The sequence below is a fragment of the Vibrio sp. 10N.261.51.A3 genome (assembly GCF_041471965.1).
Lineage (GTDB): Bacteria > Pseudomonadota > Gammaproteobacteria > Enterobacterales > Vibrionaceae > Vibrio > Vibrio crassostreae_C.
On sequence record NZ_JBFRPK010000021.1, the window covers coordinates 166,594 to 191,728 of the forward strand.

Sequence of the window (25,135 nt, forward strand, 5' to 3'; positions counted from 1 at the left end):
CAAGGTCGACTTTTTTATTACTTAAGCTTTTGAACATATTAAGAGAGTCTGTTATTCACACAAACTAAGTTGCTCAACAAGCCGTGATTAGCTGCTTTTACCGCAGCATTGTTTAAACTTCTTGCCGCTTTCACAAGGGCAAAGGTCGTTTCGACCAATGTCTTTAAACGGGTTCACGCTCTGGGACTTATTGCCCAACATAGCTTCATCCGCTGCCATTGCCACTTCTGAGATCATCAGATCGACTTGACCCACTAAATCGGCAAGCGATGGTGGGTTAGTAAGCCCTGCAGCGATCATTTGTTGTTGAGTTTGCTCTTCATCAATCGCAAGCATCAAGGTGGTTAAGAGCGCTTGCAACATGCGCAGAGTACCATCCGCGACTGTCACGCTCTGCCACTGCTCTTCCACTGTTGGCCAAACCATCATGAAGCCTTCAGAAAAATCAGCGAACTGTTCGTTAAAGTCACCTTCAGCCAGTACGTCTGTTAATAGGTATTCATTACGCTGAATCAGGTTGTGCTGGCGATTAATCTGTTCTGTCACCGTTTTTACCAGCTCTTTACCCGCTTCAGGCGCAACGATAACCAGCCACTCTTCTGGATCGAGTGGTTTGGTCGCTAAGTTAGAGGCAAGGATTGCACCTTCCATAAACTGCGGAGTAATGTCAGTGATTGATTCTGGTAGGCTTAATAATTGATATGTCATGAAAGCTCTGGATATTGGGCATTTTCGATATTATAACGCCATCCTCCCAAAGATGTCGCTATTAAGAGACGAAACCATCATTAAGACATGCACCACACTCATAGTGACAATTCTGTAAGCACACCGTACAATCACGCCTCGAATTTTTCGGTTCATTCAGTTTTGGTAAAGCAACATGCGCGTAATACTTGGCCCTATGGAGGGCGTTCTAGACCACCTAATGCGTGAAATTCTCACAGAGATTAATGATTACGATCTCTGTGTGACAGAGTTTGTGCGCGTCGTAGATCAACTTCTTCCCCCGCATGTGTTCCACCGTATTTGCCCTGAGCTACATCAAGGCTCTCAGACCATGGCTGGTGTGCCAATCCATCTCCAACTTCTAGGGCAACACCCAAATTGGATGGCCGAGAATGCTTTTCAAGCTGCTAGCTTAGGCGCGAAAGGGATCGATCTTAATTTTGGTTGCCCAGCAAAAGCGGTCAACAAAAGTAATGGTGGCGCTTCATTGCTAAAAGAGCCAGAGCTCATCTATCAAGTGGTGAACGCCTGTCGAGAAGCGGTACCGGCACACATTCCTGTGTCCGCAAAGATTCGATTAGGTTGGGAGCATCCGGAAGAGTGCTTTGAAATCGTCGATGCCATCGAACAAGCCAAAGCTGACGAACTCACCGTGCATGCAAGAACCAAAGTTGGCGGCTATAAAGCCAGCGAAATCAAATGGGATTTCATCAATCAAATAAGAGAAAAAACATCTCTGCCGTTGATTGCTAATGGGGAGATCTGGAACTATCAAGATGGTCAAGATTGCATAGAAGCAACAGGCGTCGATTCATTAATGGTCTGCCGTGGTGCTTTCAATATTCCAAACCTTGGTAACGTCGTTAAGCACAACCACCAGAAAATGCCGTGGGATAAAGTCATTGAACTTTTGCTGCGCTATTCAGAGTTTCAAATTAAAGGGGACAAAGGCATGTACTACCCCAATAGAGTGAAGCAGTGGTTTGTTTATCTAAGTAAAGGCTACCCTGAAGCGAACGAACTGTTTAAAGAAATTCGTACTTTCAAAAAGGCGCCACCGATTGTAGAACGCCTTCAGCGTTATCAAGAAGAACGCCGCCAACCTGTTTAAGATTATGTTTAGGGTTAAATACCCAACGCTACAAACGTGTTTACCGGTGCAAATAAGCTTTGCTTGGTAGACACGTTCGCTCTTCCCTCTTTCATTTTCATTTTCATACAAAGCATCGATTCAATAACGTGGTTAAAATTTAAGACGGTCTTTGCCCGTCGTCTTAGCCACGTACAGCTTTTCATCGGCGTACTTAAATATCTCATCGAAGTTAAGTTTACTTTGCTCAGTTTCAACAATGCAGACACCGCCAGACACCGTAAATCCATTTGGAATAATGTCGGCTGAAGTGGAACAAATCGCATTCTTCACTCGCTCTAATGTTCTCATCAAAGTTTCACGATCTTCGCCTTTCATATAAACGACAAACTCTTCACCGCCAAACCGTGCTGCAACGTCACTGCTTCGAATACTGTTGCTGATCTGACGCGACATATAACGAATCACATCATCCCCCTTATCGTGGCCGTAGGTGTCGTTAATTGACTTAAAATCATCAATATCGAAGACGGTTAATGCAAACAGTTGATCGTGCTCTACACTGCGCCAGAACGCTTCTAAGCCACGACGATTCAATAACCCTGTCATAGGGTCTTTGGCTGCGAGATCTTTGAAGTAACCACGTTCAATATTGGAATTGACGTAGAAGAAGATGGTTACTGAGAACAGATACACAATGATGGCAACAATAAGGCTGTCTTTCTCGTAGACGAAAAAGTGCTCAACCTCTTTCGCGATGTCTAATTTGTAATACATCGCATGGTGAGACGAGACACCATCCAGTTTTATCTCGTGATAAAAAGCCGCAGAATCTACCGGAGTCGCTAAAGTGGTATCAATGATATCGATCCGACCTGCAAGATGCTCATTCGAGTTTGCGAGCAGCTTGTCAGCATTAATATCCACCGACAGCATCCCTTGGTGAACGCCTTTATGGAATACAGGGATCGTCATACTGATTATACGGTCAAGGGAATCAAAACGATAACCAGGGCCTGAAAGGGTAAGTTGGTCAGGGTTGTTGGCTGTTTTCTGCCAATAAGGACGACTCTTTATGGTCGAGAGTAACTCTTTGCTCAGCCCTTTGGCAAAACCTTCAGGTGAAGAGATCACATAGCCGCTCGTATCAATAAAGTGCACGCCGGCATGGTATTCATCAAGCTGGGATAAAAATGAAAGAATAGGAGCTAACGCTATTTTTTCTGACGCGCTCTTATAACTATCACTGCTTTCAGAACAAAGAGACTCTTGACCAATTAGCATATAGTCGATATCGACAGAGGGAATGTCTGAGGTTTTACCGTCGGCAAGTAGCAATACATCAATAGGCCAGATTTGGCAAAGACCATCCACAACATGTTTGTTGTGATCAAGAAAGAGAGGGCTTCCTGATTTGTAGTAGTTGGAGAAGCTGTAGTCTAAGGCTGTCACCACCTTTGTGGTTCGTTTGAACACCTCTTCAATACGCTGGAATTCACTGCCAATGTCTTTCTTCACCAAATCAAAATGATTCTTTCCTATTAGGCCAAGTAACATCGCGGCGATCACAGCGGGAAACCCGAAAACAAAGGTTAGGCTAAAGTGCCTATTTACTTTCATATAATGTGCTCTTAGCGTTCAGCTATTTTCATTTTCCCCATTAATATTATTACATTAATCGGCAATTCGCTCGACGTAAAATAATGTAAATTGATATTAACGACACACCTAACGGTCAAATAACCGCTTACAAATGAATAAAATAGAGAAGCGCCAACATATAGAGCAGGTGAGTTTGTTATCTGAGCCCATTTCAATGCTGTTAATAATATGACTTATGGCCTATTAGCTCACCTAACACCAAACTCAATTCACCGGCTAATGACCGCACGCTCAATCACAGATTGAGGCACTGTCACGCCAAGCTCACGAGCAGCATCTAGGTTGACCACCAGCTGAGAACTCTGCGCAGTTTTGACACTCAACTTCCCGGGCTTCTGTCCTTCCAGAATGGCTGCGACATAATCCGCGGTCTGAACCCCAACATCATAATAATCTAGACCTAAACCAGCAATCGCTCCCTTTCCGACATAAGATGTGGCGCCTGCGACGACTGGCGTATCTGCATGGTTAGCCGCTTTGATAAGACCCTCCATGCCGCTTGCAACCGTATTATCGGTCAAGGCATAGATAACATCGGACTTCTTAGCAATGGATTCTGCTTTTGCTTCGACATCGTCAACAGTCAGCGCTTTTTCGGTGTGAAGTGTATAACCGAAATCTCGAGTTGCCTTTCTCAATAACCCAACTAACGCAACGGCATTTGCTTCTGCTGGGTTGTAAACTACACCGATTGAATTAGCTTCAGGGAGCAGTTCTTTGATTAATGACACATGCTGAGTGATCGGAGATAAGTCAGAAAGCCCCGTGACATTACGCCCCGGCTTTTCTAATTGTTTAACGAGCCTAGCGCCGATAGGATCCGTAACCGCGGTAAACACGATAGGAATCGAGCGAGTCGCCGACACTAAGGCTTGTGAAGTCGGTGTCGCGATACCAACAAGTACATGTGGATTTTCACTGACGAGCTCTCTGGCAATCTTGGCTGCCTGAGCCGGGTTACCATTCGCCATTTCATAGGAGAATTCTAAGTTCTTACCGGGTTCATAACCATTGGCTCTCAATCCTTCAAGAAGCCCTAAACGTGTCGCATTCAGATCTGGATGGTCAACAACTTGTGAAACCGACACTTTGGCAACGTTTGCCATTGCATTGCCAGTCCATAGCAACATCAAGCAACTTAAAACCGCTGCCAATACCTTTCTTACAGAACTCATTATCGCTCCCTGAATCAAGCTCTACCCGTCATTACTCGCTCAAAGAGAACAACATCAAAATCACTATTGACATTATTACCAGTAACCATTGATAACTTGAAGTGATATTTAACAAAAATGCAACAAGGCTCGAGTTATGTGAGAAAGGTTATATTGACTTCGGAGGAAGGTAAGAAACCAAGTGAATAAGGACAGGTAAGCTAAACGGAAAGTAAGCGAGGTAACAAAAAGAGGAGCAAATCTGAGAACAAGCTATAGAAGATGAATAGTTGTTCTCAGACAAGAGGAAGAGCTGGGATTCTTTAGAACCAACGCTCCATTGAGGATTTATCTAACTGACGAAAGGCACGATTTAAAATGATTGCCAATTCTTTATAGCGAGGGCGCGGCTTCATAGGCTCTAACGCAAAACCCGTTTCAGTGATCTTTTCATGCAGTTCGCGGTACCACGATACTAGCGCCGGCGGAAGTTGTGTATTTGAGCGATTGCCCAACCACCACATACCTTGTAGCGGCAAGCTGATCGCAAACAAAGCCATAACCACAGCCTGTGGCATCGCTTGGTAATTATTAAAGACCATTTGTGTAAGAACACTGATAGCGGCAATCGCAGGCATCACTTTCACGCCAAAACGGGTCGCTTTAATAATGCGTTGTTCTGGGAAGATCGCGTTTAACTCTTTTCGGACGGGCCAGAGATCCATGTACTTTTGGCCATCTTTTAAACTACTAGCTAAACCAACTCTATTGCTCATATGAGTCTCCCATTAAAAAAAAGTTGAAATCATCAACTAAAAACACAAAAATTTGACGAAAAATAATATTCTTTCAAATTTTTTTGTTATATTTGCACAATATCGCTATTATTTGCAGACCTCAATCTCATTGTTGCCCTTATTTACAATTTAAGCAACTTTGAGAAGACTTCTGCAAGGAATGCACAAGCCTCTTTTTGATAAAGAGCGCTTTCACTTTATACGGAAATTAACGTTTTTTTGACCAAGGTTAGTACGCAAGCCTATGTGCTTCGACTATTCTTGAGATTAATTTTCATCCTTAACTGATTTCGATCAGAAAAATAAACAGGTAGTCATTAATGTCTAAGCTAGTTTTAGTTTTAAACTGTGGTAGTTCTTCTCTTAAATTCGCTGTTGTTGATGCAGAAACAGGTGCAGAGCACCTAACTGGTCTTGCTGAGTGTCTAGGTCTTCCAGAAGCTCGTATGAAGTGGAAACTTGATGGCAAGCATGAAGCACAACTAGGCGCGGGCGCAGCTCACGTAGAAGCACTATCTTTCATGGTAGAAACTATTCTTGCTTCTAAGCCTGAGCTTAAAGCTAACCTTGGCGCTATCGGTCACCGTATCGTACACGGTGGCGAGCAGTTCACTTCTTCTGCACTTATCACTGATGAAGTTCTTAAGGGTATTCAAGACGCTGCGACTTTCGCACCTCTTCACAACCCTGCTCACCTTATCGGTATCGAAGCGGCTCAACAGAACTTCCCTGGTCTACAAAACGTTGCTGTTTTTGACACTGCGTTCCACCAAACAATGCCTTCTGAGTCTTACCTATACGCTCTACCGTACAACCTGTACAAAGAGCACGGCATCCGTCGTTACGGCATGCACGGTACTTCTCACCTATTCATCACTCGTGAAGTTGCAGGCCTACTAAACAAGCCAGTTGAAGAAGTTAACATCATCAACTGTCACCTAGGTAACGGCGCTTCTGTATGTGCAATCAAGAACGGTAAATCTGTAGACACTTCTATGGGTCTTACTCCTCTTGAAGGTCTTGTAATGGGTACTCGTTGTGGTGACCTAGACCCTGCAATCATCTTCCACCTACACGACGCACTTGGTTACTCTGTTGAAGAAATCAACAACATGCTAACTAAAGAGTCTGGTCTTGCTGGTCTAACTGAAGTGACTTCTGACTGTCGTTTCGTTGAAGACAACTACGGTGAGAAAGAAGAAGCAACTCGTGCAATGGACGTGTTCTGTCACCGTCTAGCTAAGTACGTAGCTGGTTACACTGCAACTCTAGAAGGTCGTCTAGACGCAATCACTTTCACTGGCGGCATCGGCGAGAACTCAGGCCCAATCCGTGAAATGGTTCTTAACCGCCTAGGCATCTTCGGTATCGAAGTTGACGGTGAAGCTAACCTTAAAGCTCGTTTCGGCGGCGAAGGTACTATCACTACAGCTAACAGCCGTATCCCTGCAATGGTTATCTCTACTAACGAAGAGCTAGTAATTGCTGAAGACACTGCGAAACTAGCAGGTCTTTAATTGATTTTCCTGACTAGCTTCATTCGAAGCTAGTCAGTTTTTCATATCAAGAAAATGGGGCTCAACTTCTATTCCTACCCCAATTTAAATATCGGTGGGAATAGCAGTTGAGCTTTTTTATTTCCAATAGTCAAAGGTGTTCGTCAATGTCACGTACTATTATGCTTATCCCTACAAGCGCTGGTGTTGGTCTTACTAGTGTTAGCATGGGTGTTCTTCGCGCTATGGAGCGTAAGGGCGTAAGTGTTTCTTTCTACAAGCCAATCGCTCAGCCTCGCAGCGGTGGTAACCAACCAGATCTAACGTCTACTATCATCAGCGCAAACAGCGACATTAAGATTGGTGAGCCAATCGCAATGACTAAAGCTGAAGCTTTGATCGGTAGCGAAAAAATGGACGAGCTTCTTGAGTCTGTTGTTGAGCAATACAACAAGATCAACAAAGACGCAGAAGTAACGCTAATCGAAGGTCTAGTACCTACTCGTAAGCACCCATTTGCTAACCAAGTGAACGCGGAAATCGCAAAAACACTTGGCGCGGAGATCGTATTCGTTGCGACTCCTGGTACTGACAACCCTACGCAGCTTAAAGAGCGTATCGAAGTAGCATGTTCTAACTTCGGCGGTACTAAGAACAAAAACATCAAAGGCGTAATCATCAACAAGCTTAACGCTCCTGTTGATGAAGCTGGCCGTACTCGCCCTGACCTATCTGAAATCTTTGATGATGCAGACAGCGCTCAGCAAGCGAACCTTGAAGTAATGCAAATCTTCAATTCTAGCCCTATCCGTGTTCTTGGCTGCGTGCCATGGAGCATCGACCTAATCGCAACTCGTGCGGTTGATATGGCTAAGCACCTTAACGCTGAAATCGTTAACGAAGGTGAAATCTCAACTCGTCGTATTAAGAGCATCACTTTCTGTGCACGTTCTCTACCTCACATGATTGAGCACTTCAAACCAGGTTCACTGCTAGTAACTTCTGCAGACCGTCCTGACGTTATCGTTGCTGCGGCTCTTGCTGCGAAAAACGGTGTTGAGATTGGCGCAATCCTGCTTACTGGCGGTTACGACATTCCAGAAAGCATTGCTAACCTTTGTGCACCAGCATTCGCTTCAGGTCTACCGATCTTCAAAGCGCAAGGTAACACTTGGCAGACGTCTCTAAACCTACAGAGCTTCAACCTAGAAGTGCCTGCAGACGATAAAGAGCGTATCGAGTTCGTTAACGATCACGTTGCAAGCCACATTGATGGCCCTTGGATTGATTCTCTATCTGAAGGTACTCAAGGCATCCGTCGTCTAAGCCCACCAGCATTCCGTTACCAGCTAACTGAATTTGCTCGTAAAGCGGCTAAGCGCATCGTTCTTCCTGAAGGTGATGAGCCACGTACAGTTAAAGCTGCGGCTATCTGTGCTGAGCGCGGTATCGCAACGTGTGTACTTCTAGGTAACCCTGAAGAAATCCGTCGCGTTGCAGCACAGCAAGGTGTTGAGCTTGGCGCTGGCGTTGAGATCATCGATTCTGCATCAGTTCGCGAAAACTACGTAGCTCGTCTAGTAGAACTTCGTGGCGCTAAAGGTATGACTGAAGTTGTTGCTCGTGAGAAGCTAGAAGATTCAGTATTCCTAGGTACTATGATGCTTGAAGCTGGCGAAGTTGACGGCCTAGTTTCTGGTGCTGTTCACACAACGGCGAACACTATCGTTCCTCCGTTCCAGATCATCAAGACTGCTCCTGATGCTTCTATCGTATCTTCGATCTTCTTCATGCTTCTGCCTGATCAAGTTCTTGTATACGGTGACTGTGCGATCAACCCAGATCCAACAGCTGAACAGCTTGCTGAAATCGCTATCCAATCTGCAGATTCTGCTGCGGCATTCGGTATCGACCCACGCGTTGCTATGATCTCTTACTCTACTGGTGAATCTGGTAAGGGTGCAGACGTAGATAAAGTACGTGAAGCAACGAAACTTGCTCAAGAGAAGCGTCCTGATCTAGTGATCGACGGTCCTCTACAGTACGATGCAGCAATCATGGAAAACGTAGCCGCTTCTAAAGCGCCTAACTCTCCAGTTGCAGGTAAAGCGACAGTATTCGTATTCCCAGACTTAAACACGGGTAACACGACTTACAAAGCTGTACAGCGTTCAGCAGATCTAGTATCTATCGGTCCAATGCTTCAAGGTATGCGCAAGCCAGTAAATGACTTGTCTCGTGGCGCTCTAGTAGACGATATCGTTTACACAGTAGCTCTAACGGCTATCCAAGCAGACCAAGCTGCGCAAGCTGAAGAAAAAGTAGTTAACTAATTTTCTTTTTCAGAAAGCAAAAACCCTAGATGTTTATCTAGGGTTTTTTTACGCCTGAAGAAAAGCGGATTAATTAATGATTCTAACCACGTCCGTGAGGCGAATCTAAATCCAGATCAGGCCCTTTAGGCACCACTTGAGTCGGGTTGATGCCCGTATGGCTGTAATAGTAGTGGCGCTTGATGTGGTAGAAATCCGTCGTCTCTTTAATACCCTCTATTTGATAGAGCTCTTTTAGATAACCTTGGATATGTTTGTAATCCGCAATTCGTTGCTTGTTACACTTGAAGTGACCCACATACACAGCATCGAATCGAACCAAGGTCGTGAACAACCGCCAATCCGCTTCAGTAATCTGCTCTCCCGCTAAATAACGTTTCTCACTAAGATGCGCATCCACTTTATCTAACGCTTCAAATAACGCTTCATACGCCTCTTCGTAGGCTTCTTGTGTTGTCGCAAAGCCGGTTCGGTATACGCCGTTGTTGATGTTTGGGTAGATATAATCATTCCACTCATCAATCTTCTTGGACAACTCCCACGGGTAGTAATCATCGGTGTTACCCGTTAGCTCGTTAAACTCTGAGTTAAACATGCGAATGATTTCAGACGACTCGTTACTCACAATGGTGTTGGTTTTCTTATCCCACAGCACAGGTACCGTTACTCTACCCGAGTAGTCAGGCTTGGCTTGAGTGTAGATTTGGTGCATGCGGGTATGGCCAAATAGAGGTTCAGGTAACCCCATTTGCCAACCTTCACTCATCATGTCTGGGCAAACGACTGTCACGTCAATGTGATCGGTTAGGTCTTTCAGCTCGCGGAAGATAAGGGTTCTGTGCGCCCAAGGGCAAGCTAACGATACGTATAGATGGTAACGGCCGCTTTCCGGCTCAAACTGCGCGCCCGGTTTATTCTCTACCCAGTGACGAAAGCCCGCATCTTCACGAACGAACTTACCACCGCTTTCTTTGGTGTCGTACCACACATCGTGCCAAACACCTTCAACTAACTTACCCATATCCAAACCTCTGTCATCCAAGCTTTTCTCTAGTATAAAAAAAGCCAACTTTTTCAAAACTAGAAGAAGTTGGCTTAGTTGTTCGAATTATTTGATGAAGCTTATTTAATATGGATCTTTAGATACAAAAAAAGCGCAACTCATAAACAAGTTGCGCTTAAGCCTGTCACAGGCTGAACCGGTTTAAATAGGCTCTAGACTTGTACGTGCAAGCAAGATACTGCGTGAACGTCATCGCCTTGGATAGTTGGCTTAGTTTGCGCACACGCCTCTGTTGCTTGTGGGCAACGAGTACGGAACACACAACCTGATGGCGGATTGATTGGCGATGGGAGATCACCTTCCAACATCTGAATGGTTTTGCTGCGCTCTAAGCGTGGGTCTGGAATTGGAACTGCAGACATCAACGCTTTGGTGTATGGGTGCTTAGGATCAGAGAACAATGCATCTGATTCGCCAAGTTCTACCGCATTACCTAGGTACATCACCAATACGCGATCAGAGATGTGTTTAACAACCGACAAATCGTGCGCGATGAATACCAAAGACAAACCTAGCTCTTTTTGTAGCTCCTTCAGAAGGTTAACTACTTGAGCTTGGATAGATACATCCAGTGCAGAAACAGGTTCATCACAGATGATCATCTTAGGTTTCAAGATAAGCGCACGTGCAATACCAATACGCTGACACTGACCACCAGAGAATTCATGAGGGTAACGGTTGATTACGTTGGGTAGTAGACCAACCTTTGCCATCATCTCTTTAACTCTGTCCTTCACTTCTTGTTTAGAAAGTTCAGGGAAGAAAGTCTCTAGAGGCTCAGCAATAATATCGCCTACTGACATACGTGGGTTAAGCGATGCTAGCGGGTCTTGGAAGATCATCTGAATCTCTTTACGAGTCTCACGACGCTTCACTTCCTGCATCTTAGTTAGGTCTTGACCTAACCACATCACTTGACCTTCAGTCGCTTCAACCAAGCCGATAATCGCACGGGCAAAAGTCGACTTACCACAACCAGACTCACCTACTACACCCAGAGTCTCTCCTTCGTAAAGGTGAACATCAACACCATCAACCGCTTTAAGGTTTGATGGTTTTGCCCAAGGCCAAGCAGACTTAGCTGCAATGCTAAAGTGAACTTTCAGGTCTTTAATATCTAATAGTAATTCTTTACTCATTTTGTCCAAGTCTCCCAATCTGAAAAACAAGCACGCTGACGGTCTTTAGCAAATGGCTGCAAAATCGGTGCTTCTTGCTTACAACGGTCCATTACACGGTGACAACGGTCTTGGTAAGGACAACCTGTTGGTAGGCGAAGTAAGTTAGGTGGGTTACCTGGAATCGTCGGTAGAATTTCACCTTCGGTATCCAAACGAGGAATAGCTTTAAGCAGGCCTTCCGCATATGGGTGGCTTGGCTCGTAGAAGATTTCATCAACCGTGCCGTATTCCATTGTACGACCCGCGTACATCACAAGTACTTTGTCACATGAGCCAGCAACAACACCCAAGTCATGGGTGATCATGATGATTGCCGTATTGAACTCATCTTTAAGTTCGTTCAGCAATTCCATGATTTGCGCTTGAATGGTTACATCCAGTGCCGTTGTTGGTTCATCAGCGATAAGCAATTTAGGACGACACAGCAGTGCCATTGCGATCATCACACGCTGACGCATACCGCCCGAAAATTCGTGCGGATACATGGTAATACGTTTACGAGCTTCAGGAATTTTCACCGCTTCAAGCATGCGTACTGATTCTTCAAACGCTTCTGCTTTACCCATGCCTTTATGCAGCATAAGTACTTCCATCAGCTGATCACTTACTTTCATGTAAGGGTTCAGTGAGGTCATTGGATCTTGGAAGATCATCGCGATTTGTTCAGCACGAACCTTGTTCAGTGCTTTTTCAGGCAGGTTGAGAATTTCATTGCCTTCAAACTTTGCACTGCCTGAGATGATGCCGTTCTTAGCCAGCAGCCCCATCAGTGCAAATACCGTTTGTGATTTACCCGAACCCGACTCACCAACAATACCTAGCGTTTCGCCTTGGTTAAGTGAGAAGTTCAAGTCGTTTACTGCGGTTACGATACCATCTTGCGTGGTAAATTCGACGCGCAGATCTTTGACATCTAATAAGCTCATTATTGCTTCCTTAATCTTTTATAGCTTTTAATTGCTATTTCGTTATCTGTCTTTTGGATCAAGCGCGTCGCGCAGACCATCACCTACATAGTTAAAGCAGAACAGCGTAACTACCATGAATGCCGCAGGGAATGTCAATTGCCAGATTGCAACTTCCATTGTTTGCGAACCTTCTTGAAGCAATGCGCCCCAGCTTGTCATAGGCTCTTGAACACCAAGACCAAGGAAAGATAAGAATGATTCTGTAAGGATCATGCTTGGAATAAGCAGCGTAGAATAAACCGCTACGATACCCAGTACGTTCGGTACGATGTGACGTGTAATGATCTTCCATTTGCTTACACCACATACGTGTGCAGCTTCAATGAACTCTTTACTACGTAGGCTCAACGTTTGACCACGTACAATACGCGCCATATCTAGCCAAGCAATCGCACCAATAGCAACGAAGATTAGGACGATGTTACGACCAAAGAACGTTACCAGTACGATTACTAGGAACATGAATGGTACTGCGTACAAGATCTCTAGGATACGCATCATCACTCGGTCAGTACGACCGCCGATGAAGCCTGAAGCTGCACCGTAAAGCGTACCAATCAGTACCGCTACGAAGGCACCCATCACACCAACCATCAATGAGATGCGGCCACCGACAAGAGTACGAACGTACAAATCACGACCTAAGCTATCTGTACCAAACCAGTGATCCGCATTCGGACCAACGTGCATTGCGTACCAGTCAGTATCATCATAAGTGTACTGAGCCAGCATTGGTAAGAAGATAACTGCCAGTACCATAAGCGTAAGAATGAACAGACTCACCATCGCAGCTTTGTTTCGCATGAAACGAATGCGCGCGTCCTGCCACAAACTACGACCTTCAATCTCTAAGCTCTCAGAGAACTTTTCGATCGCTTCTAAATTTTCTTTTTTCTTCAACATAACCATGCGTCCCTGTTAGTAGCGAATTTTCGGGTCAATAAGCGCTAGCAAAATATCAACGATTGCGTTGAACAAGATGAATAGGAAACCAATCAAGATGGTTACACCCATTACTAGCGAGTAGTCACGGTTAAACGCGGCGTTAACAAACAGCTTACCGATACCTGGTAGGCCGAAGATGGTTTCAACAACAACTGAACCTGTGATGATACCTACGAACGCAGGTCCCATGTAAGAAACAACAGGTAGCATTGCTGGCTTAAGTGCATGTTTTAGAATGATATAACGGTAGCTTAGACCTTTTGCACGCGCAGTTCGGATAAAGTTACTGTTTAGCGTTTCAATCATGCTACCGCGAGTAATACGAGCAAAGGTTGCTACGTAAAGAAGAGACATCGCGATAACAGGCAGCACGATGTACATGAATGTACCGCCATGCCAACCACCTGCTGGGAATATGTTCCAGTGCAGGGAGAAAAGGTAAATAAGCGCCGGTGCCAACACGAAAGATGGCATTACCACCCCGAGCATGGCGGTCGACATTATGGTGTAGTCGACCCAGGTGTTGTGCTTCAAGGCAGCAATCGTCCCGACAGTGACCCCCATCAATAGTGTGAAGATAAAGGCAACGAAACCTACCTTCGCAGATACTGGAAGTGCAACCGCGATCAGCTCATTTACTGTGTAATCTTGGTACTTAAACGAGGGGCCGAAGTCACCTTGTAAGATATTTGTCAAATACGTGGTGTATTGTTCAAATACTGGTTTATCTAAGCCGTATTTAGCTTCGATGTTAGCCATAACTTCTGGCGGTAATGGACGTTCGCTTGAAAACGGGTTACCCGGTGCGAAACGCATGAGAAAGAAAGATATAGTGATCAACACCAACATGGTTGGAATCGCTTCAAATATCCGTTTCATAATGAATTTAAGCATAAACTCACTCTTTCAGTCTGTGACAATTAAAATTAGAAAGACGCTACATGCGCGCCCTGCGCATGTAGTGCCTGTATCGTTATAGTTATATTAACTTTTTAGAATCGAAGCTTATTATTGAGCTTTGATGTATAGGTCTTTCGAGAAGATCTTGTCTTCCGCGTTGTTGATTGGGAAACCACCAACATGCGGGTTAAGTAGACGAGATTTAACGTATTGGTAGATAGGAGCGATTGGCATGTCGTTTGCCATTAGCGCCTCAGCTTCTAGGTAAAGTGCTTTACGCTCTTCTTCTGAAGTTGAGTTAAGTGCTTTATCGATGATCTGGTCGTAAGCCGCGCTGTCGTAGTGAACACCACCGGTAGTGTTGTTACTCTTCATTAGCGTTAGGAACGAAGACGCTTCATTGTAGTCACCACACCAACCAGCACGTGCTACTTCGAAGTCACCAGAATCTTTAGAAGATAGGTACGTTTTCCACTCTTGGTTTTCAAGTGTTACAGAAAGACCCAGTGTTTTCTTCCACATAGAACCTAGCGCTACAGCAATCTTCTTGTGGTTCTCTGAAGTGTTGTAAAGCAGGTTGAATTTAAGTGGGTTGTCTTTACCGTAACCCGCTTCTTCAAGAAGACGTTCCGCTTCTGCGTTACGCTCTTTCTGAGACATCTTGCCGTAAGCAGGTAGCTCAGGATCGAAGCCAGCTGTGATTTCAGGCGTTAGGAAATACGCAGGTTTTTGACCTTGCGCTAGGATAGCACCTGTTACGATATCACGGTCGATCGCGTAAGAGATTGCTTGACGAACACGAACATCATCAAATGGTGCTTTCTTCGTATTGAAGATGTAGTAGTAAGTACATAGGTTACCCGCTACAGATACATCTTCTGCGTACTCTTTTTGAAGACGCTTGAAGTGCTCAGTTGGAAGTTCGTTTGTGAAATCGATTTCACCAGATAGGAAACGGTTCATTTCCGCTACTTGGTTTTCGATTGGTAGGAACGTTACTTTGTTAAGAACTGTTTTATCGTTGTCCCAGTACTGTTCGTTACGCTTGAGTACTAGACGCTCGTTAACAACCCATTTATCAACAGAGAATGCACCGTTGCCAACAAAGTGCTCTGGCTTAGTCCACTGGTCACCGTATTTTTCAACAGTTGCCTGGTGTACTGGCTTCATTGTCGTGTGGCCCATCATCATTACGAAGTATGGTACCGCTGTTTCTAATTCAACAACAAGCGTGTTTGCATCTACAGCTTTAACGCCTAGCTCACTCTTGTCTTTCTTACCCGCTACGATGTCCTTCGCATTCGCCATCTTGGTATATTCCATGTACCAAGCGTATGGAGAAGCCGTTGCAGGATCAACTGCACGTTGCCAGCTGTATACAAAATCTTGAGCTGTTACAGGATCGCCGTTAGACCATTTTGCGTCTTTGCGTAGGTGGAAAGTGAATGTTTTGTTGTCTGTCGTTTCCCAGCTTTCCGCAACACCAGGGATAGTGTTGCCGTCGCCGTCTTGGTTCACTAGACCTTCTAGAAGATCACGAATTACGTGAGATTCTGGTACACCTTGAGATTTGTGTGGGTCGATAGTTGCAACTTCAGTACCGTTACCGCGAACAAGTTCCTGAACTTTTGCCAGTTCTGTGCCTGCTGGAACTTCAGCAGCGATAGAAAGAGTAGAAGAGGCAGCCACTGACAAACCAGCACCTAGAAGAAGGGCCTGAGTGATTTTATTCTTGTACATTTAATAAACTCCAAGTTTTATGTATTGCATCCATGACTTCTTTGCTTGGTTCACTGAACGGCAGTGATTTAGATTTATTTAGCTCAAAATTTAAGCATAAAAATCTAAAACCTTACAAAGATTGAGGCACACACTATCAACCATTGAAGTAATTTGCCACAAACAAGTCGCAAAAAATCGGATAATTCTCCGAATTACTCAAGGTAACAGTGTAAATCTCTAATAAAAACCTAATGAATAGTGAGTTACACATAGGGATTAATTAAAAAACAGCCTTTAGTGTTGATGTATCTGTATTGATACTTTTTTTTAGCATCTTATGCTAGAACACGGTCAGCAAATTAACATTAATGCCACATGAAATCTAATTGCACATCACATATCCCCTAAATAGACTCCACTATTTGTGAGGGTTATCACTTTATACAAAACAGCATAATGCACTGCACCAAAACAGATTTAGAAATGCACCAAGACAGGCAAAATCACGTACCGAATTTATATGCAACTTGAATGATTAACCATTTATTAATACACCACTTATTTATAAACAGCTTTGTAGCACGAACAAAAAAACCGACTTTAATAGTCGGCTTTTAATATTCGTTCTGAAGGTGAGTAACCTTGGGTGATTATTTTTCCCAACGCTCTGCAGCTTTCGCGTCTGAGTCTCGAGAGTCAACCCAACGAGTTGCTTCAGTGGTGCGTTCCTTCTTCCAAAACGGCGCTTTGGTTTTTAGGAAATCCATCACAAACTCACAGGCTTCAAAGGCCGCACCGCGGTGTGCACTGGATACACCAACGTAAACAATCTGGTCACCGATATCTAGGTCACCAACACGATGGATAACTCGCATCTTTTGGATTGGCCAGCGTGCCTCAGCTTGATCACAGATCTCGCTCAGTGATTTTTCTGTCATACCCGGATAGTGCTCCAGAGACAAACCAATCACATTGTCGCCAAGGTTCATGTCGCGAACTTTACCAACGAACGTCACAATCGCTCCGGCAGCTGTACCTTGAGCCAAGTAGTCGTATTCGTCGCCTACCGAGAAGTCCTCAGCTGTCACTAATACTCTTGGATCCATGCTTAGCCTCCAGTCACTGGTGGGAAGAAAGCCACTTCGTCGCCGTCTTTCACTTCAGCTGTCAGAGGTACGATTGATTGGTTAAGTGCAGCCAGAAGCTTCCCCTCTTCCAATGCGATATCCCATTTGCCTTCTTGTGTCACAAGATGACTACGAATCGCTTCAATCGTCTTAAATTGTGCATCAACTTCAACGCTGTCCACACCAACAAGTTCACGAGTTTGAGCAAAGAAAAGTACTGTAATCATGACTCCACCTTAAAGTGACCAGATTTACCACCTGTCTTCTCTAGCAGGCGCACGTTTTCGATAACAATGTCTTTCTGAACAGCTTTACACATATCGTAAATCGTTAACGCAGCCACAGAAGCAGCCGTTAGCGCTTCCATCTCTACGCCCGTCTTACCCGCAAGCTTACAAACAGATTCGATGCGAACCTTGTTTTCAGACTCGATAGCTTCAAGCTGCACTTCTACTTTAGTTAATAGCAGAGGGTGACACAGGGGAATCAGATCCCACGTCTTCTTCGCCGCTTGAATACCCGCAATACGTGCCGTTGCGAAAACATCACCTTTATGGTGGCTACCAGAGACAATCAGCTCTAGCGTTTCTGCCGACATTTGAACGAAGGCTTCCGCTCTCGCTTCACGTACTGTTTCCGCTTTAGCCGATACATCGACCATGTTTGCTTCGCCAGACGCGTTAATGTGTGTAAATTGGCTCATACTCAAACCGCCTTATACAGAAAGGTGTGGCATGAAGTTACAAGGACGGTGGCTAGCATCCATCTGTTGCTTGATGATCTTAGTCCAACCGGTGCGGCAAGCGCCTGTAGAACCTGGCATCGCAAAGATAACCGTGTGGTTAGCAAAACCCGCAATCGCACGAGATTGAATTGTCGAAGTACCGATCTCTTCGTAAGATACTTGACGGAATAGCTCACCAAAGCCTTCTACTTCTTTGTCGAACAGTGGCTTAAGCGCTTCAGGCGTGCTGTCACGAGAAGTGAAACCAGTACCACCCGTGATCATGATAGCTTGTACGCTTTCATCAGCGATCCATTTAGATACGATCGCACGGATCTTGTACATGTCATCAATAACGATTTGCTTATCAACCACGTTGTGACCCGCTTCTTTAGCATGCTCTGCTAGGTAACCGCCTGAAGTGTCGTTTTCTTCTGTACGAGTATCTGAAACCGTTAGTACTGCGATGTTTGCTGCTTGGAATTTGCTTTCTGCGTGACCCATTTGTTCACCTATATAAATTTTTCATTAGACTGATTCGCCCAGCCTGAAGAAGCTGAGTGATAAAATGCTTTAGAGTGTGTAGCGGGTTAACCGCCGATTGACGCCAAGTTTGGAGTCATGCCGCTGTTGCCATCGTGTAAGAAGTGGCTAACGGACTTGGTTTGAAGCTGAGCCTGAATTCGATCAATGAGTTCTTGCTCTTGTTGATCTTCTTGAATCAGATCTCTCAGTTCAACACCATGGTCGCCAAACAGACATAAGTGAAGTTTACCGGTCGCAGAAACGCGCAGTCGGTTACAACTCTCACAAAAGTCTTTCTCGTAAGGCATGATCAAACCGATTTCACCCTTGTAGTCTGGGTGGACAAACACTTGCGCCGGGCCATCGTTAACGGCTTTGACTTTTAACAGCCAACCATTAGCAATAAGCTGGTTGCGAATCGCAACGCCAGACACATGATGTTTATCGAACAACTCGTCCATCTCGCCGGTTTTCATCAGCTCGATAAAACGTAATTGAATAGGTTTGTCTTTGATCCAATTAAGGAAGGCTGGTAATTCCTGACTATTGAGGTCTTTCATTAATACGACGTTGACTTTGACTTGTTCAAAGCCAACCTCAAACGCTTTATCAATGCCTCGCATAACCTCAGTAAACTTATTCTCACCAGTGATCTGATGGAACATGCGCGAATCTAAACTATCCACGCTCACGTTTATATGGGTTAAACCAGCATCACGCCATTGCCCTACTTGTTTCTCCATGCGGTAGCCATTCGTTGTGGTGGCTACTTTTTCGATGCCTGGAGTAGAAGCAACGGTATGTATGATTTCAGGAAAGTCTTTACGCAGACTCGGCTCTCCGCCTGTAATGCGGATCTTTGAGGTACCACAATCTGCAAACGCTTTAACAACGCGTTTGATCTCGGGAACACTTAAAAAAGACGAGTTTTTTTGCCCTGACGGTTTGTAACCATCTGGCAAGCAGTAAGTACATTTAAAGTTACAGACGTCTGTAACCGACAAGCGCAAGTAATAAAACTTGCGATGGAATCTATCTTCGAATTGTTGCGCCACGGAACACCTTTCCAAACACGGGAGGCATAATCATTTCCAATTAAGCCCTTGTGACAACATGTCACTGGCTCTTGATGCGTATCGGTACAGCAAATACCACTGTGCGACTTAGCATGCGAGAGCTCGGAGTTATGGCAACTGAGCGTTATATTCACACGCGCAGTAGCTGAGTAATAAAATACTTAATATTTGTACGTGAATCTAGCTCTGATGGTAAAAAACGGGTCACATCGGCAAAAAAAACGTATCAAACGCTCAAAATAACTCTTGTTGAGTATATAGCGAGAAGCATTTAACCTAAATTATAGTTGGTAATAACCTAACAAGAACAATAAATGAATATTTACTCTTCAAAGAAAGTCGTAGCAATCGGCGGTGGCCATGGCTTAGGTCGCATGTTAGCTGCATTAAAAGACTTTGGTAACAACGCAACTGGCATTGTTGCAACGACAGATAACGGCGGTTCCACCGGACGTATTAGAGATTGCCAAGGTGGCATCGCATGGGGAGATACACGCAACTGTATCAACCAATTAATCACAGAGCCTTCAATCAGTTCGATGATGTTCGAATACCGCTTTCGTGGTCAAGGTGAGCTAGACGGTCATAACTTGGGTAACCTAATGCTGACGGCGTTAGACAACCTTTCCGTTCGCCCATTGGAAGCAATTAACCTGATTCGAAATATGCTCAAGGTCGATGTCAATATCGTGCCGATGACTGAGCATCCTTCAGACCTCACGGCTCTATCAATGGACGGCCGCTGGGTTACCGGCGAAACCAACGTTGATGACATGACGGAAAAGCTGCGCATGATGGACTTGTCTCCAGAAGTGCCAGCAACCAAAGAAGCCGTTGCTGCCGTTGAGCAAGCAGACTGCATTGTCCTTGGCCCTGGAAGCTTTTTAACCAGTGTGATGCCCCCTCTTCTCCTTCCAGAGATTGGCAAAGCAATCTCTGAGAACACCAAGGCAAAAGTTATCTTCGTTGAAAACCTTTCACCAGAGCACGGTCCCGCAGGGAAAATGACGCTTCAAGAGCAATTGGAGTGGTGTGAACGTACCTGTAAGGCAAGGAAAATAGACATCGTGTTAGGCAATGAACCTCACCCGGAACTAGAAGTGCAATGGAATTGTGTGACCACAGATCTTGCATCGGCAAACCGAGATTGGCGACACGACCGTGTGAAGCTTCAACAAGCCATTGAAGCCCAGTTGGCGTAGCCATAGGTTCAAGCGACAAACAACAAAAAAGGAGCATGCTGCTCCTTTTTTAATCTCAGTAATAACTCGCTGTTTTAAAGGTCCGTCATCAACTGCTGATATTCAGTGTACGTCGATAACAGGAGGTCTTGCATATCTTGAAAATCAATCTCGGTTACAGGCAACGCTTGCTTCACTTTTGCGTCTAAGCTAATCGCAAAACTACACAAAGAATCCGCACCAAAGCTTGCTGCGCTGCTCTTAAGCGCATGACTGATATCAGCCAAGTACTTAGAGGTATCCGACTCTTTATTTATCTCTAGGTGTTCGTAGTAGCCTTTCAACTCACCTAAAAAGATTTCCAGTAAAACCGGGACATTCTCTTGGCCTATTTCGCCGGCAAGCTCATCAACTTTTTGCTGATTTAATACTTTCGTCATTATTATTTTCTTATTGTTTGTTGATTACTGCTTCGCATTCCACGTTTGCAACTTACGGTATATCGTCGATGGACTGACATCTAAGAAACCTGCCGCACGAGGGATGTTGCCATCACACGCTTTAATGGCCTGCTCGATAGCCGTTTTCTCAGTGATCCACAATGGGAAAATATCTTTTACCGTGATGTCTTCATTCTGCTTCTCTTTCAATCGCAGACTGTTTTCAATCGGTTGGTTCAACGGTGGTGGAAGCATGTTGAGAGTAATCTCTTTGCCGTTATTCAAAACCACCACGTTCCGCAACACGTTTTGTAGCTGACGAACGTTACCCGGCCACTCATATTGATTAAAGCGATCAAGTACTTCCTGAGCAAAACGTACAAACGCCTTCCCCTCCTCGACCGACATATAGCCTAGCAGAGAATACGCGATCTCGATGACATCTTCACCACGCTCACGCAATGGCGGCAAGTGCAATGGAATCACGTATAAACGATAGTATAAATCTTCTCTAAAGCGACCTTCTTGTACTTCTTTCCAAGGGTCACGGTTGGTCGCACACACAAAACGAACGTCGACACTCTTCATCTTCGAAGAGCCGACTTTTTGGAAAGTACCGGTTTGGATAAAGCGCAGCAGCTTGGTTTGCAGCTCTAAGTCCATTTCGCACAGTTCATCAAGGAACAGTGTTCCACCATCAGCAAGCTCGGCAGCACCTTGGCGATCGGTCGCAGCACCGGTAAAGGCACCTTTAACGTGGCCAAACAGCTCACTTTCAATCAGGTCTTTAGGGATAGCGGCACAGTTAATCGCGATGAACGGCTTATCGCCACGCTTACTCGCCGCATGAATGGCTTCTGCACATACCTCTTTACCGGTACCACTTTCACCAGTAATGAAAATGCTCGCCTTACTCGATGCAGCAGAATCGATAGTTCGGTAAACCTGCTGCATGGTTTGGCTGCTGCCGATAAAACCTTGGTAGTTCTGGTTTCCCGGGTGTTCCGAGCTATTTTTAAGTTTGGTGGCTTTGCGGATCGCATTATTCACCGTAATACGGAGTCGGTCGGCTTCACACGGTTTGATAAGGAAATCTTGAGAGCCATGACGCATCGCTTCTACAGCGGTATCGATAGAGCCGTGAGCCGTCATGAAGATAACTGGAACTTCAGGGTATTTTTGTTTTACAGCAAATAGTACGTCCATACCCGTCATATCAGGCAGACGTAGATCTAATAAAATAAGGTCTGGGATTCGATGATTCAAACTCTCGATTGCATCGCGGCCAGTGCCGACAATGTTGATATCAATTTCGAGCGGTGTAAGATACGAGCGATATAAAGCTGCTACCGAAGCGGTATCCTCTACCATCAACAAATACTTCGATTTGTTATCTAGCGTTTTTGATTGCATATCCTAGCCGTTTATAATTTGCATTTCTTATTATAGTCGCATTCCGCTTTGCATTATGCAAATATTAGCCACAGTATTTGTAGTGTGTTTTTTTACTTGCTTCAAACAATCAATGTTTTATCTATCTGGCACGAACGATGCAACGGTATAAATGACCTTCGGGTCACCTAGCCAACTGACGTTGTTAGTGGACCGATTGTTCACAAACGTAAGCCAGTAGAACATTTACTACTGGCTGTTTTTTTGTCTGAAACACTCTCAATTCTTGTGTTGAGGGGGATCAATTCTCGAGCGAAAAGTGAGATTAGCTGTTGGTAATAAACTGCTTTCTTAACTGATCAATTTCATCACGCTTCTGTGCGGCCAATTCAAATTCCAGATTCTGAGCATGCTGATACATCGCAGATTCTAGCTTGCTGATCTCTTTATCAAGCTGTTGCGGCGTAAGTACTGCATAACTTTCAGAAGGCTCTGCCACCTTAGATAGTGGAACTTGTTTCGATTGGCGCTGCTGCTTCGACTTGGTTAGATCACCCAGTTCCATAATGTCTTTGATATTGCGTTTCAACGCTTGCGGAGTGATGCCTTGCTCTTCGTTGTAGGCTTGCTGTTTCTCGCGACGACGATCGGTTTCATCAATCGCTTTTCTCATCGACTTAGTAATCGAATCACCATAAAGGATTGCTCGACCTTCCAAGTTACGAGCAGCACGACCAATGGTTTGAATCAGAGAACGCTCAGAACGCAAGAAGCCCTCTTTATCTGCATCAAGAATCGCCACCAGCGACACTTCAGGCATATCCAAACCTTCACGAAGTAAGTTAATGCCCACTAACACATCGAACTTGCCCAAACGTAGGTCTCGGATGATCTCTACACGCTCAACGGTATCGATATCCGAGTGCAAGTAACGCACTTTAACGCCGTGCTCACTTAGGTATTCGGTTAAGTCTTCTGCCATTCTCTTGGTCAACGTGGTAACCAAAACACGCTCTTCTTTCACTGAACGGATTCTGATTTCAGACAGCAAGTCATCCACCTGCGTCGCGACAGGTCTTACTTCGATGATTGGGTCTAACAGACCAGTAGGACGTACCACTTGATCAGCAATCTCGCCATCTGATTTTTCAATCTCGTAATTACCTGGTGTTGCCGACACAAAAATCGTTTGTGGGGCTATAGACTCAAATTCTTCAAACTTCATTGGACGGTTATCCAATGCAGAAGGCAGTCTAAAACCAAACTCGACCAAGGTTTCTTTACGAGAACGGTCACCTTTATACATCGCACCGATTTGCGGCACAGTCACGTGTGACTCATCGATGATCAGCAAACCATCATCAGGCAGGTAGTCAAATAACGTTGGCGGCGCTTCCCCTTCCGCACGGCCGCTCAAGTATCGTGAATAGTTTTCGATACCGGAACAGAAGCCAAGCTCAGTCATCATCTCAATATCAAACTGAGTTCTTTGAGAGATACGCTGCTCTTCCAAAAGCTTATTGTTGTCTTTTAAGTATTGAGCACGATCGCGCAGTTCGTCCTTGATGTTCTCAATCGCCTCAAGGATTTTTTCTCTTGGCGTTACATAGTGAGTTTTTGGATAAACCGTAAAGCGCGGCAAGTCTCTTTGTTTCACCGCACCAGTCAGAGGATCAAAAATACTAATGCAGTCCACTTCGTCATCGAACATCTCAATTCGAACCGCATCTTGATCAGATTCAGCCGGAAAGATATCAATCACCTCACCACGAACACGGAACTGACCACGTTCAAAGGCGACATCGTTTCTTGAATATTGCAGCTCAGCCAATCGACGCAGGATGTCTCGCTGATCCATCACCTCGCCACGACTCAAATGAAGCATCATCTTCAAATAAGACTTAGGATCACCCAGACCGTAGATAGCCGACACAGAAGCCACAATGATGGCGTCTTTTCGTTCTAATAAGGCTTTGGTTGCCGAAAGCCTCATTTGTTCGATATGAGCGTTCACAGACGCATCTTTCTCGATGAACGTGTCCGTGGTTGGAACGTAGGCTTCAGGTTGGTAGTAATCGTAGTAAGAAACGAAATACTCAACGGCATTGTTTGGAAAGAAAGATTTCATCTCACCGTAAAGTTGAGCCGCCAATGTCTTGTTAGGCGCTAACAGAATCGCAGGTCTTTGAGATTGGGAAATGACGTTGGCAAGGGTAAAGGTTTTACCTGAGCCCGTTACCCCTAGTAGAGTTTGATGTGCCAAACCAGAATCTAATCCGTCTAGTAATTTGGTTATCGCTGTCGGCTGATCACCGGACGGGCTGTAGTCCGATACCAAGTCAAAGAGTTTACTCATAGGTCGCCATTTCCATACTGTTTTTTTAATCAGGTCATTGTCACTCTAGGAGGAGTGTCGTTGCAACAATTATCTAGAGAAATGCATCTTAAGATCAGAGATCAGTTATAGCTTTTATTTTTAGAACTTGGTATTATCCGTGCCCTGCAAAGTTTCCCCAGCTAAATTACTCGAATTTTAATCCACTACTTTTCCCCAAAAAACCTAAAAATACCGCTTGTTTTACTGTTCGTTTTATAATCTACAAAAGTTATACAATTGCGACATTTTGCTA

At 44.8% G+C, this 25,135-nt stretch carries 22 protein-coding genes and 1 riboswitch; of the genes, 4 read left to right on the forward strand and 18 right to left on the reverse strand.

Annotation, left to right across the window (positions count from 1 at the left end; translation table 11 throughout):
* Positions 1-87: 87 nt before the first annotated feature.
* A complete protein-coding gene (locus AB4371_RS05925) occupies positions 88-708 on the reverse strand; it encodes a YecA family protein (RefSeq protein WP_137002094.1) in 621 nt (206 codons plus the stop codon).
* Positions 709-883: 175 nt separating this feature from the next.
* On the opposite strand from AB4371_RS05925, the gene dusC reads away from it, so the two are divergent.
* A complete protein-coding gene (gene dusC, locus AB4371_RS05930) occupies positions 884-1,840 on the forward strand; it encodes a tRNA dihydrouridine(16) synthase DusC (RefSeq protein ID WP_017069187.1) in 957 nt (318 codons plus the stop codon).
* Between the two features lie 132 nt (positions 1,841-1,972).
* Here the strand turns inward: dusC and AB4371_RS05935 are convergent, their stop codons facing one another.
* The 3 genes from AB4371_RS05935 to yfbV all read right to left on the reverse strand — a co-directional run bounded on the left by AB4371_RS05935 (position 1,973) and on the right by yfbV (position 5,411).
* Positions 1,973-3,439, reverse strand: a complete 1,467-nt coding sequence (locus tag AB4371_RS05935) for a GGDEF domain-containing protein (RefSeq protein WP_372149255.1) — start codon at positions 3,437-3,439, stop codon at positions 1,973-1,975.
* 251 nt (positions 3,440-3,690) lie between these two features.
* Positions 3,691-4,656, reverse strand: a complete 966-nt coding sequence (locus tag AB4371_RS05940; protein WP_017062167.1) for an ABC transporter substrate-binding protein — start codon at positions 4,654-4,656, stop codon at positions 3,691-3,693.
* 302 nt (positions 4,657-4,958) lie between these two features.
* Positions 4,959-5,411 carry a terminus macrodomain insulation protein YfbV gene (gene yfbV / locus AB4371_RS05945; protein ID WP_017062168.1) on the reverse strand — a complete coding sequence of 151 codons (453 nt, stop codon included), beginning with the start codon at positions 5,409-5,411 and terminating at the stop codon, positions 4,959-4,961.
* A gap of 341 nt (positions 5,412-5,752) precedes the next feature.
* Between yfbV and AB4371_RS05950 the strand changes: the two genes are divergently transcribed.
* On the forward strand, positions 5,753-6,949 hold the full coding sequence (locus AB4371_RS05950; RefSeq protein WP_017062169.1) for an acetate kinase: 1,197 nt from the start codon (positions 5,753-5,755) through the stop codon (positions 6,947-6,949).
* A gap of 146 nt (positions 6,950-7,095) precedes the next feature.
* Complete coding sequence (gene pta, locus AB4371_RS05955) at positions 7,096-9,261, forward strand: phosphate acetyltransferase (protein WP_017062170.1); 2,166 nt, start codon at positions 7,096-7,098, stop codon at positions 9,259-9,261.
* 82 nt (positions 9,262-9,343) lie between these two features.
* Here the strand turns inward: pta and AB4371_RS05960 are convergent, their stop codons facing one another.
* From AB4371_RS05960 to moaA, 11 genes are all read right to left on the reverse strand, one after another.
* Positions 9,344-10,282, reverse strand: a complete 939-nt coding sequence (locus tag AB4371_RS05960; RefSeq protein WP_017066117.1) for a glutathione S-transferase family protein — start codon at positions 10,280-10,282, stop codon at positions 9,344-9,346.
* Between the two features lie 194 nt (positions 10,283-10,476).
* On the reverse strand, positions 10,477-11,463 hold the full coding sequence (gene oppF / locus AB4371_RS05965; RefSeq protein WP_017062172.1) for a murein tripeptide/oligopeptide ABC transporter ATP binding protein OppF: 987 nt from the start codon (positions 11,461-11,463) through the stop codon (positions 10,477-10,479).
* Positions 11,460-12,431, reverse strand: a complete 972-nt coding sequence (locus tag AB4371_RS05970; RefSeq protein ID WP_012603544.1) for an ABC transporter ATP-binding protein — start codon at positions 12,429-12,431, stop codon at positions 11,460-11,462. Before AB4371_RS05970 ends, oppF begins: the two co-directional genes overlap by 4 nt.
* 42 nt (positions 12,432-12,473) lie before the next feature.
* Positions 12,474-13,376 (reverse strand): oligopeptide ABC transporter permease OppC, encoded by a 903-nt coding sequence (gene oppC / locus AB4371_RS05975; protein ID WP_017062173.1) that lies wholly within the window; start codon positions 13,374-13,376, stop codon positions 12,474-12,476.
* Positions 13,377-13,391: 15 nt separating this feature from the next.
* Positions 13,392-14,312, reverse strand: a complete 921-nt coding sequence (oppB, locus tag AB4371_RS05980) for an oligopeptide ABC transporter permease OppB (protein ID WP_017062174.1) — start codon at positions 14,310-14,312, stop codon at positions 13,392-13,394.
* Positions 14,313-14,426: 114 nt separating this feature from the next.
* Positions 14,427-16,058: an ABC transporter substrate-binding protein gene (locus tag AB4371_RS05985; protein WP_372149258.1), complete on the reverse strand. Its 1,632-nt coding sequence runs from the start codon at positions 16,056-16,058 to the stop codon at positions 14,427-14,429.
* Between the two features lie 632 nt (positions 16,059-16,690).
* Positions 16,691-17,146, reverse strand: coding sequence for a molybdopterin synthase catalytic subunit MoaE (gene moaE, locus AB4371_RS05990; protein ID WP_102332513.1), 456 nt, complete (start codon positions 17,144-17,146; stop codon positions 16,691-16,693).
* A 2-nt stretch (positions 17,147-17,148) separates the two neighbouring features.
* Entirely contained in the window at positions 17,149-17,394 is a 246-nt protein-coding gene (gene moaD / locus AB4371_RS05995; RefSeq protein WP_017063465.1) for a molybdopterin synthase sulfur carrier subunit, read from the reverse strand.
* A complete protein-coding gene (moaC, locus tag AB4371_RS06000) occupies positions 17,391-17,870 on the reverse strand; it encodes a cyclic pyranopterin monophosphate synthase MoaC (protein ID WP_004734026.1) in 480 nt (159 codons plus the stop codon). Before moaC ends, moaD begins: the two co-directional genes overlap by 4 nt.
* Positions 17,871-17,882: 12 nt before the next feature.
* On the reverse strand, positions 17,883-18,395 hold the full coding sequence (moaB, locus tag AB4371_RS06005) for a molybdenum cofactor biosynthesis protein B (protein WP_004734027.1): 513 nt from the start codon (positions 18,393-18,395) through the stop codon (positions 17,883-17,885).
* Between the two features lie 86 nt (positions 18,396-18,481).
* A complete protein-coding gene (moaA, locus tag AB4371_RS06010) occupies positions 18,482-19,471 on the reverse strand; it encodes a GTP 3',8-cyclase MoaA (RefSeq protein ID WP_009848642.1) in 990 nt (329 codons plus the stop codon).
* Positions 19,460-19,612, reverse strand: a riboswitch (molybdenum cofactor riboswitch). Its footprint overlaps the gene before it by 12 nt.
* 194 nt (positions 19,613-19,806) lie before the next feature.
* Between moaA and AB4371_RS06015 the strand changes: the two genes are divergently transcribed.
* Entirely contained in the window at positions 19,807-20,694 is an 888-nt protein-coding gene (locus tag AB4371_RS06015) for a YvcK family protein (RefSeq protein ID WP_017062178.1), read from the forward strand.
* A gap of 74 nt (positions 20,695-20,768) precedes the next feature.
* On the opposite strand, the gene luxU is transcribed toward AB4371_RS06015, so the two are convergent.
* The 3 genes from luxU to uvrB all read right to left on the reverse strand — a co-directional run bounded on the left by luxU (position 20,769) and on the right by uvrB (position 24,861).
* On the reverse strand, positions 20,769-21,113 hold the full coding sequence (gene luxU, locus AB4371_RS06020) for a quorum-sensing phosphorelay protein LuxU (RefSeq protein WP_017062179.1): 345 nt from the start codon (positions 21,111-21,113) through the stop codon (positions 20,769-20,771).
* A gap of 24 nt (positions 21,114-21,137) precedes the next feature.
* Entirely contained in the window at positions 21,138-22,526 is a 1,389-nt protein-coding gene (gene luxO / locus AB4371_RS06025) for a quorum-sensing sigma-54 dependent transcriptional regulator LuxO (protein ID WP_004734031.1), read from the reverse strand.
* A gap of 304 nt (positions 22,527-22,830) precedes the next feature.
* Positions 22,831-24,861, reverse strand: a complete 2,031-nt coding sequence (gene uvrB, locus AB4371_RS06030) for an excinuclease ABC subunit UvrB (protein WP_017066592.1) — start codon at positions 24,859-24,861, stop codon at positions 22,831-22,833.
* Positions 24,862-25,135 lie beyond the last annotated feature (274 nt).

Coding starts and splice junctions, on each gene's coding strand:
- dusC (WP_017069187.1), top strand. CDS start 884: ATGCGCGTAATACTTGGCCCTATGGAGGGCGTTCTAGACCACCTAATG.
- luxU (WP_017062179.1), bottom strand. CDS start 21,113: ATGACGAAAGTATTAAATCAGCAAAAAGTTGATGAGCTTGCCGGCGAA.
- AB4371_RS05970 (WP_012603544.1), bottom strand. CDS start 12,431: ATGAGCTTATTAGATGTCAAAGATCTGCGCGTCGAATTTACCACGCAA.
- oppC (WP_017062173.1), bottom strand. CDS start 13,376: ATGTTGAAGAAAAAAGAAAATTTAGAAGCGATCGAAAAGTTCTCTGAG.
- moaE (WP_102332513.1), bottom strand. CDS start 17,146: ATGGATCCAAGAGTATTAGTGACAGCTGAGGACTTCTCGGTAGGCGAC.
- pta (WP_017062170.1), top strand. CDS start 7,096: ATGTCACGTACTATTATGCTTATCCCTACAAGCGCTGGTGTTGGTCTT.
- AB4371_RS05935 (WP_372149255.1), bottom strand. CDS start 3,439: ATGAAAGTAAATAGGCACTTTAGCCTAACCTTTGTTTTCGGGTTTCCC.
- moaD (WP_017063465.1), bottom strand. CDS start 17,394: ATGATTACAGTACTTTTCTTTGCTCAAACTCGTGAACTTGTTGGTGTG.
- AB4371_RS05925 (WP_137002094.1), bottom strand. CDS start 708: ATGACATATCAATTATTAAGCCTACCAGAATCAATCACTGACATTACT.
- AB4371_RS06015 (WP_017062178.1), top strand. CDS start 19,807: ATGAATATTTACTCTTCAAAGAAAGTCGTAGCAATCGGCGGTGGCCAT.
- yfbV (WP_017062168.1), bottom strand. CDS start 5,411: ATGAGCAATAGAGTTGGTTTAGCTAGTAGTTTAAAAGATGGCCAAAAG.
- AB4371_RS05985 (WP_372149258.1), bottom strand. CDS start 16,058: ATGTACAAGAATAAAATCACTCAGGCCCTTCTTCTAGGTGCTGGTTTG.
- luxO (WP_004734031.1), bottom strand. CDS start 22,526: ATGCAATCAAAAACGCTAGATAACAAATCGAAGTATTTGTTGATGGTA.
- uvrB (WP_017066592.1), bottom strand. CDS start 24,861: ATGAGTAAACTCTTTGACTTGGTATCGGACTACAGCCCGTCCGGTGAT.
- oppF (WP_017062172.1), bottom strand. CDS start 11,463: ATGAGTAAAGAATTACTATTAGATATTAAAGACCTGAAAGTTCACTTT.
- AB4371_RS05960 (WP_017066117.1), bottom strand. CDS start 10,282: ATGGGTAAGTTAGTTGAAGGTGTTTGGCACGATGTGTGGTACGACACC.
- AB4371_RS05950 (WP_017062169.1), top strand. CDS start 5,753: ATGTCTAAGCTAGTTTTAGTTTTAAACTGTGGTAGTTCTTCTCTTAAA.
- AB4371_RS05940 (WP_017062167.1), bottom strand. CDS start 4,656: ATGAGTTCTGTAAGAAAGGTATTGGCAGCGGTTTTAAGTTGCTTGATG.
- oppB (WP_017062174.1), bottom strand. CDS start 14,312: ATGCTTAAATTCATTATGAAACGGATATTTGAAGCGATTCCAACCATG.
- moaC (WP_004734026.1), bottom strand. CDS start 17,870: ATGAGCCAATTTACACACATTAACGCGTCTGGCGAAGCAAACATGGTC.
- moaB (WP_004734027.1), bottom strand. CDS start 18,395: ATGGGTCACGCAGAAAGCAAATTCCAAGCAGCAAACATCGCAGTACTA.